This is a genomic window from Ornithinimicrobium sp. (assembly GCF_035267225.1).
In the GTDB taxonomy this organism is placed as follows: domain Bacteria; phylum Actinomycetota; class Actinomycetes; order Actinomycetales; family Dermatophilaceae; genus Ornithinicoccus.
In genome coordinates this window covers 1-8,854 of the sequence record NZ_DATFMA010000127.1, presented here as the reverse complement: position 1 = coordinate 8,854, position 8,854 = coordinate 1, and the positions used below count along the sequence as shown (strand labels likewise).

Sequence of the window (8,854 nt, the reverse complement as noted above, 5' to 3'; positions counted from 1 at the left end):
CACCGAGCGGGCCTCGATCTGCATGGTCACATCGGCTACAGCGTGAAAGGAGCCGTAGTAGATGTTCAGGTCGTTGACGTCGATCCGCTTGGACATGAAGTGGGGTCTCTCCAGGGGTGGGTGGTCTCAGCCGCTGGTCTTGGGCGCGAAGACCTTGGCGATGAGACGGGCGGTGAGGTTGAGAGCGATGACGATGACCACGAGGATCAACGCTGCTGCCCAGGCACGCTCGAGACTGGGGTCCCGCACGCCCGGGTTGAGCGGCTTGGTGAACATCTCGTAGGCGTAGACGGCCAGCGTCTGCATGGGTCCCGTGAGCGGGTTGGTGTTGAGCGCGTAGAAGCCGCCGACGGCGACGAGCAGGGGCGCGGTCTCGCCGATGACGCGGGCGATGGCCAGGGTCACCCCGGAGGCCAGACCCGACGCGGCGGTCGGCAGGACGACCTTGTAGATGGTGCGCCACTTGGGCACACCGAGCGCGAGAGAGGCCTCGCGCAGCTCGTTCGGCACGATCCGCAGCATCTCCTCGCTGTTGCGCACCACGGTCGGGATCATGAGCACCGACAGCGCGATCGCTCCCGCCATGGCGTTCTTGGTCCCGACCCCGAAGATCGCCCCGAACAGGGCGAACGCAAACAGGCCGGCCACGATGGAGGGGATGCCGGTCATCACGTCGACGAAGAACCGCAGCAGCCGGGTCAACCTGGCCAGCCCGGCGTACTCGACCAGATAGATGGCGGCGAACATGCCGATCGGCACCGAGATCAGCGCGGCCAGCGCCGTGATGATCAGGGTGCCGAGAATGGCGTGGTAGACGCCACCGATGAACGGAGCCTCGCCCGCCGCGTACTGCTGGTCGGCCAGGCCGGTGATGCCGTTCATGGTCTGCTGCAGGAAGTCCGGGTCCGTCGCTCGGACGACGCCGTTGACCAGCACGGTCAACAGCACGGAGATCAGCGGGAGCAGCGCGAGGGCGAACGCTCCGTAGACCAGCGCTCGCATCAGCTGGTCCAGGCCGACGCGCCGTCCGGCCACCCGGCGGTAGATCACGTACGTGCTGGAGGTGTAGGTGAGGTAGCCGGCGACGACACCCAACCCCAGGTTGCTGACCAGCCAGACCACAGCGCCGACCACGACGCCGGCGGCAGCACAGGCCCAGACGAGTCGTTTCGAGGCGGGGCGGACCGGGGAGCTGGTCACGCCCTCCCACTCATCCAGCCGCGTGGTGTTCCGGCCCGGGTGAGGCTCCTGCTCGCTGGGCGCGGGCTTCGTCGAGGTACTCATCAGTTCGCTCCGGAGAACTCGGCGCGCTTCTCCACGATCCAGCGCGCGAACAGGTTGACGGCCAAGGTGATCACGAACAGCACCAGCCCGGCCGCGATGAGCTCGGACAGCCGCAGCCCGGACGCCTCGGGGAAGTTGAGCGCGATCTCGGAGGGGATGGTGGCGTTGCCGGTGCCGATGAGGTTCAGCTTGAAGGCCCCCGGCGACAGGATGATGGTGACGGCCATGGTCTCCCCCAGCGCCCGACCCAGCCCCAGCATGGTGCCGCCGATGACCCCGGGCTTGCCGAAGGGGAGCACCGCGGTGGTGATCATCTCCCACTTGGTCGCTCCGAGGGCCAGCGCTGCCTCCTGGTGCAGGGTGGGTGTCTGCAGGAAGACCTCCCGGGAGACCGAGGTGATGATCGGCAGGATCATCACCGCGAGGACCAGGGAGGCGGTGAGCAGCGTCCGGCCGGTGCTCGAGGCGTCGGTGAAGAACGGGATCCAGCTCAGGTAGTCCTGCAGCCAGCCGTACAACGGCACGACCGCCGGGGCGAAGACCTGCAAGCCCCACATCCCGAACACGACGCTGGGCACGGCGGCCAGGAGGTCGATGACGAAGCCGATGACGTTTCCGATCCGCCGGTTGGCGTAGTGCGAGACGAAGAGGGCGATGCCCACGGCGATGGGCGTGGCGACCACCAGCGCGATGAGCGAGGCGATCAGGGTGCCGATCACCAGCGGCCACACGTAGGCGAAGAAGCCGTTGTCCCCGGTGATCTCCTCCGGGTTGGCGCTGAATACGGGAAGCGCCTCGGCGAACAGGAAGATCGCCACCCCGGCCAACGTGGCGAGGATCAGCAGCCCCGAGGCGAGGGCGGTGCCTCCGAAGAGGACGTCGCCCAGTCGCCTCGCGCTACCGGAGTGTCGCTCGGCCTCGGGCCGTTCCCGGGTAGCCACGTGGCCCTCCGGTCGAGGCGACACGTCGTCGCCGGGCTGGTCACTCGAGCTCATCCTGCTCCTTCCTGGGGTCGGCTCGCGACGCTCCTGCAGACGGGCGGTGGTCACCGCTCACCGGCGACCACCGCCCCTGGGCCTGCGGTCTCAGCCGCCCTGCACCGTCGAGAGCGACTCGTCGATCCTGCTGCGCAGGTCGCCGGAGATCGGGGCCGAGCCGGCCGCGTCGGCGGCGGCCTGCTGTCCGTCCTCCGAGGCCACGTAGGTGACGAAGTCGGTCACCTTGTCCGCGGTCTCCGCGTCATCGTAGGAGGAACAGACGATGTGGTAGCTCACCAGCACGATGGGGTAGGAACCGGACTCGGTGGTGTCGCGGGCGATGTCGAGAGCGAGGTCGCCCTCCACCCCGGTGTCCGCGGGCTCGGAGTTGTCCACGACCTTCGCGGCGCCCTCGGGCGTGTACTCGACGAACTCCTCGCCGACGCCGATCGCGGCCGTCCCGAGGTCACCGACGGCGGAGGCGTCGGCGTATCCGATCGCTCCCTCGGTCGAGTTCACGACCTCGATGACGCCCGTGGTCTGGGCGGCGGCCTCGCCGCCGCTGACCGGCCAGGCGTCGGCCGGCTCGTAGCCCCAGGAGTCGGGGGCCGCGGCGGTGAGGTACTCCATGAAGTTCTCCGTGGTGCCCGACTCGTCCGAGCGGTTCACCACGGTGATGTCCGTGTCGGGCAGGTCCACGTCCGGGTTGTCCGCCGCGATCGCGTCGTCGTCCCAGGTGGTGATCTGCTGGTCCATGATCTGCGCCAGCACGTCCGGCTTGAGGTTGAGCGTGTCCACACCGGGCAGGTTGTACGGGATGGCCACCGGGGAGATGTAGATCGGAAGGTTCATCGCCCCGCCGTCGCCGCAGGTCTCGGTGACCTGCTCGCGCTCGTCCTCGTCCAGGTAGGCGTCCGACCCGGCGAAGTCGACGGCGCCGGAGAGCATGTTCTCCCGGCCACCGCCGGAGCCGATGGCGTCGTAGGTCACGGTGACGTCGGGCTGCACGTTCTGGTACCCGGCGATCCAGGTGGTCATCGCGGAGTTCTGCGAGCTCGCGCCGGATCCGGAGAGCTGGCCGGAGAGCTCGCCACCGGAGCCCTCCTCGCTCCCGCCGGAGCCGCCGGAGCCCGAGTCGGTGGGGTTGTCGTCGCCGCAAGCGGCCAGGGTCAGCGATGCCGCCGCCACCAGCGCGACGGTCGAGGTCAAGCGGTGAAGCTTCACGGAGGTCCTCTTTCTTGGGGGACGTGCCGGGTTTCCAGCGGTGAAACGCGCCCGCGGCGACGACCCGCGGCGCGCAGCCGGCGTCGTTGCCAACGAGTGGCACGCTAGGGACCCCACGTGACCCGCAAGGCCAGCGCCGATGAACGACGCGTGAACACGCACTGAACCTCAGGGGCAGGGCCCATCGTGGCCCCGGTCTGCATTCCCGGCCCGAACCGTGAGAGACTCCTGCAGGTGTCGGGCTGCGGAAGCCCCGGGCTCCATCACTCGCCGCTACGAGCGGCCCCGCGCCGAGAGGCGCTCCCAGCCCGACACTCTTACTCCGCTCGGCCCGGCGGCTAGACCAGGTCGCCGCGCTCCCACATGCCCGCGCAGACGTGCAGGTCCCGGGCCATCTCCTGCATCCTGCCCGCTCGGCGCACCCGCTCCGGCGGCACCTCGTCCACCCCCGCCTCGGGGTCGGTGAGACCGATCGCCGTCACGTGGGCGAAGGCGGCGGCTCGTTCCAACGCCACCCGGAGGTCGCCGGTGAACACACCGTTGAGGATGGCCTGGGTGAGCTCGCGCAGGTCCGTGGGGCGAGGGGGTTCGGTCAGACCGGCGATGACCCGGTAGACGTCGGCGTGGGCGGCCCCCGCGGTGTAGGCGTGGGCCACCTCCACCGGGGCGCGCTGCACCCACTCGTCGAGCAGGTAGAGCCGCCACAGGGCGCCCGGCAGCGAACGTGCCGGGCGGTCGGCCCACATCTGGGCCAGGGTGGCCAGGCCCACCTCGGGCACGAGATCGACCAGGCGGGCGGTGACCTCGGGGTCGTCGCTCGACCTCCCCCGTCCGACCAGGATGGCCGCGGTGCGGTGGGCGGCCTCGACCACGTCCCACGGGTCCTCACCCTGATGCGCGTCGAGCGTGGCGGGGTCGACCAGGGCCGGCTTGTGGTGTCTCACGCCTCGCCCTGCTCCGGGCCCAGCACGAGGACGTCGTGGCCGTCCAGCACCACCTCGCCGCCGTCGACGCGCGCTCCGTCCCAGGCCGCGAGCGGGTGCGTCCCGGTGAGCCCGTCGGGTAGGGCCACCCGCGTCTCGTCCTCGGCGAAGTTGGCGACCACGGTGACATCGCCGCGTCGGACCCACCACACCTCGCGGTCGGAGTCGAAGTCGACCTGGGTCTGGCCCAGCGGGGTGTCCCGCAGGTCGGGCACGCTGCGCCGCAGCTGCAGCAGCAGCCGGTACCAGTCGAGCATCCGGGCGTGACGCTCCTGCGAGCGCTCGGCCCAGTCCAGGCGCGAGTCCTCGACCGTCTGCTGGGCCTGCGGGTCGGGGACGCTCTCCGACCAGCCGTGGGAGGCGAACTCGGCGTTGCGCCCGTCGCGGATGGACTGGGCGAGCCACTCCTCCTCGTGCTGGGTGAAGTACTGCCACGGGGTGCTGGCGGCCCACTCCTCACCCATGAAGAGCATGGGGGTGTACGGGGAGGTGAGCAGCAGCGCCGCCCCGATCGCCGACATCCCGTCGCTGGTCAGGTGGCACAACCGGTCGCCGCCCGCCCGGTTGCCGACCTGGTCGTGGGTCTGCAGGGAGGCCACGAACCGCCAGCCCGGGGTGACCTCGGGGTCGACCGGGCGCCCGTGGACCCGGCCGCGGAAGGTGGACAGGGTCCCGTCGTGCAGGAAAGGGGTCTGGCCGAGGACCTTCACCAGCACGCCGGGCTCGACGAAGTCGGCGTAGTAGCCCTGGGTCTCCCCGGTCAGGGCCGCGTGCAGGCTGTGGTGCACGTCGTCCGCCCACTGGCCGTGCAGCCCCAGCCCGCCGACTCCGCCGCCGGCGCGGGGGGCGACGGTGGCCGGGTCGTTGCGGTCCGACTCGGCCACCAGTACGCGGGGTACTGCCGTCTGCTCGGTGATCGCGTCGGCCAGCGCGGCCATCTCTTCCAGGATGTGCACCGCCCGCTCGTCGTGGAGCTCGTGCACCGCGTCCAGGCGCAGCCCGTCGAGGTGGAAGTCGAGCAGCCACATCCGCACGTTGTCCAGCAGGTACGCCCGCACCTGGTCGCTGGAGGCTGCGTCGAGGTTCACCGCCTCGCCCCAGGGCGTGTGGTGCTTGTCGGTGAAGTACGGCCCGAACTGGGACAGGTAGTTCCCGCTCGGACCCAGGTGGTTGTACACCACGTCGAGGTAGACCGCGAGGCCGCGCGCGTGGGCGGCGTCGACGAACCGCTGCAACCCCAGCGGCCCACCGTAGGGCCCGTGGACCGCGTACGGGCTCACGCCGTCGTAGCCCCAGCCGTACTCCCCCGGGAAGGCGGCCACCGGCAGCAGCTCGATGGTGCTGACCCCGAGGTCGACCAGATGGTCCAACCGGGTGGTGGCGGCGTCGAAGGTGCCTTCGTCGGTGAACGTCCCCACGTGCATCTCGTACAGGCAGCTCCCTTTCAGCTCCACCCCGCTCCAGTCGTCGTCGGACCAGTCGTGGGCCTGGAGGTCGACCAGCTGCGAGGGCTGGTGCACACCGTCGGGCTGCAGCACCGAGCGCGGGTCGGGGAACGGATCACCGCCGTCCACCGCGAAGGCGTAGCGAGCGCCGAGCGCCGAGTCGGCGGGCTCGTCCCCGCCCACCCGGGCCGGCACCGGCGCCGACCACCAGCCGTCCTCGTCACGCTCCATGGCGACGACCTCGACGTCGGCGGTGCCGACGTGCACGTCGACCCGTTCGGCACCCGGCGACCACACGGTGAACCGGTCGGGCAGGCTCATGCGGCGTCCTGGCGCACCAGCAGGGCCACCGGCGCGTCCATGAAGGCGTGGGAGAGCACCAGCCCCCCCTCGCTGACCTCGAAGCGCCGGCCGGTCAGCTCGTCCCGCCAGGCACCGGCCACGAGCTCCACCCGTTCGTCGGCCAGCCCCGCCCCGTCCACCCGGTGCGGCGCGCGCAGGGCCAGCGCAGCGACCCGCTCGGCGCGCACGTGCCCGAGCAGGTGCGGGCCGGCGTGCAGCGCACGGTACGTGCCGCGCGGCCCGAAGACCTCGGGGTGGGCGCGCCGCAGCCGGAGCGTCCGGGCGGTCACGAGCAGCTTCATGGTGTCCAGGTCCGCGGGGTCCTCGCCGGAGTCGATGCGGGCCAGCGCCTCCTGCCGGCGGGCGTAGTCCACCGGTCTCCGGTTGTCGGGGTCGACCAGGCACAGGTCGACGACCTCACTGCCCTGGTAGGTGTCCGGGATCCCGGGCAGGGTGAGCTGCAGCAGCTTCTGGCCGAGCACGGTGGCCTCGATCTGGTGCCGGCTGCGCTCCACCGCGCGGTCGATGGCCTCATGCAGGTCGCCACCGGTGCGCGCCTGCTCGGCGCACTCCAGGACGCGCGCCTCGTACTCCTGCTGCGGGTCTACCCAGGCGGTGTGCACCTTGGCCTCGCGCACGGCCTTGGTGAGGTACTCGCTGAGCCGCTGGTCGCTGATCGGGCCGACTCCGGCCAGGGTCTGCCAGATGAGGTGGGGCACCGGGCCGTCGAGGCCGTGCTCGAGGGCCTGCTCGTAGGCGGCCTTGCGGCACTCCTGCCAGGCCTCGTCGTCGCCGGCCAGGGCGATGAGCCGAGCGCGCACGTCCTCGGAGCGCTTCGTGTCGTGCGTCGACACGGTGGTCATGCCTTCCGGCCAGGTCGACTGCTGGTGCGTCGCCCACTCGTGCAGCCCGCGCAGGTCGGGGTGGGCGCCGCGCGAGGGGTTGACCCCCACCTCGTTGAGCGCCGTGAGGCGGTGCCAGCGATAGTAGGCCGTGTCTTCGACGCTCTTGGCCATGACCGGCCCGGTCGTCTGCTGGAAGCGCACGCAGAGGTCGCGAGCCGCCTCGGGGTCGGCGGTGCCGGCGTCGGGGTCGATGAGGACCGCCCCCAGGGCCTCGATGACCTCCTTGTACTCAGGGGCCGCCTCGCCCGCATGGGCCACCGCGGACTCCAGGCGTTCCAGCGCCGACTCGGCCGGTTTCGTCCCTGGCGTGACGTAGGCGCGGTAGACCTGGACCGAGGTCAGCAGCTCGCGGACGGCCGGGCGCAGCTGGTCGGCCCCCCGGTCGGGCAGCACCTCGCGGGCCCGGCGCACCAGTCGCTCGACCTCGGGGCCCAGCAGGTCCTCGACGGTGTCGTGCTTGCACGCTGCGATGACGTCGGCCAGGTCGGGTGTCCCTCCGACCCGGGCCCAGGCCCGGCTGACCTCGGCGGCGCTGTCCGGGTCGACGAGAGCCAGCGACAGGGCCGCCAGGGCGTCGTACCCGGTGGTGCCCGAGCACGCCCATTCCTCGGGCAGGCGCTCGTCGTCCTCCAGGATCTTCTCCACCCAGACCGGAGTGCCGGGCGCGGCCGCGTCGCGCAGCCGCTGCAGGTACGCCGCCGGTTCGGCCAGGCCGTCCGGGTGGTCCACCCGGAAGCCGTCGATGACGCCCTCCCGGTTCAAGCCCAGGACCGTGGCGTGCGTGGCCTCGAACACGTCCGGCTCCTCGACCCGGACCCCGACGAGGGTGTCGACCTCGAAGAACCTGCGGTAGTTCAGGAAGGAGTCCGCCTCCCGCCATGAGGACAGCAGGTAGTGCTGCCGCTGGACCACCTGGGCGACGTCGTCGGCGCCGTCGAGGATGGCCTGCCGATGCGAGTCACCGCTCTCGTGGCCGTCGGTCTCCTCGCCGCTGCTCTGCTCCAGGCGCAGGGTCCCGGCGGCCACCGGGAAGACGTGGTCGTAGTAACGGATGACGGGGCGTCCGGCGGCCGGGCCCTCGTCCTCGCGGCCGACGTCGAGGCTGAGCTCTCCGGCGGCCAGCGTCTGGTTCAGGGTGTTGCCCAGCACGGGCAGGCCGACCCGACCGTCCAGGGCGTCCCAGTCGATGTCGAACCAGTGCGCCGTCGCGCTGTGCCGGCCCTCGGCCAGCACGGTCCACGCGGGCCTGTTGTGCCACTGCGGGGCGGCGAGCGCCATGTGGTTGGGCACGATGTCGACCACGAGGCCCAGACCGGCCGCGTGCGCCTCCTCGGCCAGGGCTCGCAGTCCACTCTCGCCGCCGAGCTCCGGGTTGACCTCCCCGTGGTCGACCACGTCGTACCCGTGCTCCGAGCCGGGCATCGCGGTGAGCACCGGGGACAGGTACAGGTGTGAGACCCCGAGGTCAGCCAGGTACGGCACGATCTCGGCGGCGTCGGCGAACGTGAACCCCGTGTGCAGCTGCAGCCGGTACGTGGCGGTGACGGGGCGCTGGTCGGTTGGGGCGGTAGTCACGCCGGTCAGTCTCTTACATTGCCGGGCCGAGGGATAGAGATAGCAGGTTCTTCGGTGCCTGTGCCCTCGGTTTGCCTCGTTCCGAACTATCCTCGGTCGGTGACCTTGACGACGGCTCG

General features: G+C 71.2%; 6 protein-coding genes and 1 pseudogene. All 7 read right to left on the bottom strand.

What is annotated here, in order from left to right; translation table 11 throughout:
* Positions 1 to 96 (bottom strand): annotated as a pseudogene (locus VJ976_RS12640) (phosphate ABC transporter ATP-binding protein); the annotation flags it as partial.
* Between the two features lie 30 nt (positions 97 to 126).
* Entirely contained in the window at positions 127 to 1,284 is a 1,158-nt protein-coding gene (gene pstA, locus VJ976_RS12635) for a phosphate ABC transporter permease PstA (protein ID WP_324100582.1), read from the bottom strand.
* Positions 1,284 to 2,279, bottom strand: coding sequence for a phosphate ABC transporter permease subunit PstC (pstC, locus tag VJ976_RS12630; protein ID WP_324100581.1), 996 nt, complete (start codon positions 2,277 to 2,279; stop codon positions 1,284 to 1,286). The genes pstA and pstC overlap by 1 nt, the downstream gene beginning before the upstream one ends.
* A 90-nt stretch (positions 2,280 to 2,369) precedes the next feature.
* Positions 2,370 to 3,485 carry a phosphate ABC transporter substrate-binding protein PstS gene (pstS, locus tag VJ976_RS12625; protein ID WP_324100580.1) on the bottom strand — a complete coding sequence of 372 codons (1,116 nt, stop codon included), beginning with the start codon at positions 3,483 to 3,485 and terminating at the stop codon, positions 2,370 to 2,372.
* Positions 3,486 to 3,823: 338 nt separating this feature from the next.
* Entirely contained in the window at positions 3,824 to 4,429 is a 606-nt protein-coding gene (locus tag VJ976_RS12620; protein WP_324100579.1) for a hypothetical protein, read from the bottom strand.
* Positions 4,426 to 6,234: a malto-oligosyltrehalose trehalohydrolase gene (gene treZ / locus VJ976_RS12615; RefSeq protein WP_324100578.1), complete on the bottom strand. Its 1,809-nt coding sequence runs from the start codon at positions 6,232 to 6,234 to the stop codon at positions 4,426 to 4,428. Before treZ ends, VJ976_RS12620 begins: the two co-directional genes overlap by 4 nt.
* Positions 6,231 to 8,735 (bottom strand): malto-oligosyltrehalose synthase, encoded by a 2,505-nt coding sequence (treY, locus tag VJ976_RS12610; protein WP_324100577.1) that lies wholly within the window; start codon positions 8,733 to 8,735, stop codon positions 6,231 to 6,233. The genes treZ and treY overlap by 4 nt, the downstream gene beginning before the upstream one ends.
* Positions 8,736 to 8,854: the final 119 nt, after the last annotated feature.

Bases quoted from the DNA above. Each gene is read 5' to 3' on its own strand.
- pstA (WP_324100582.1), bottom strand. From the start codon at position 1,284: ATGAGTACCTCGACGAAGCCCGCGCCCAGCGAGCAGGAGCCTCACCCG.
- pstC (WP_324100581.1), bottom strand. From the start codon at position 2,279: ATGAGCTCGAGTGACCAGCCCGGCGACGACGTGTCGCCTCGACCGGAG.
- treZ (WP_324100578.1), bottom strand. From the start codon at position 6,234: ATGAGCCTGCCCGACCGGTTCACCGTGTGGTCGCCGGGTGCCGAACGG.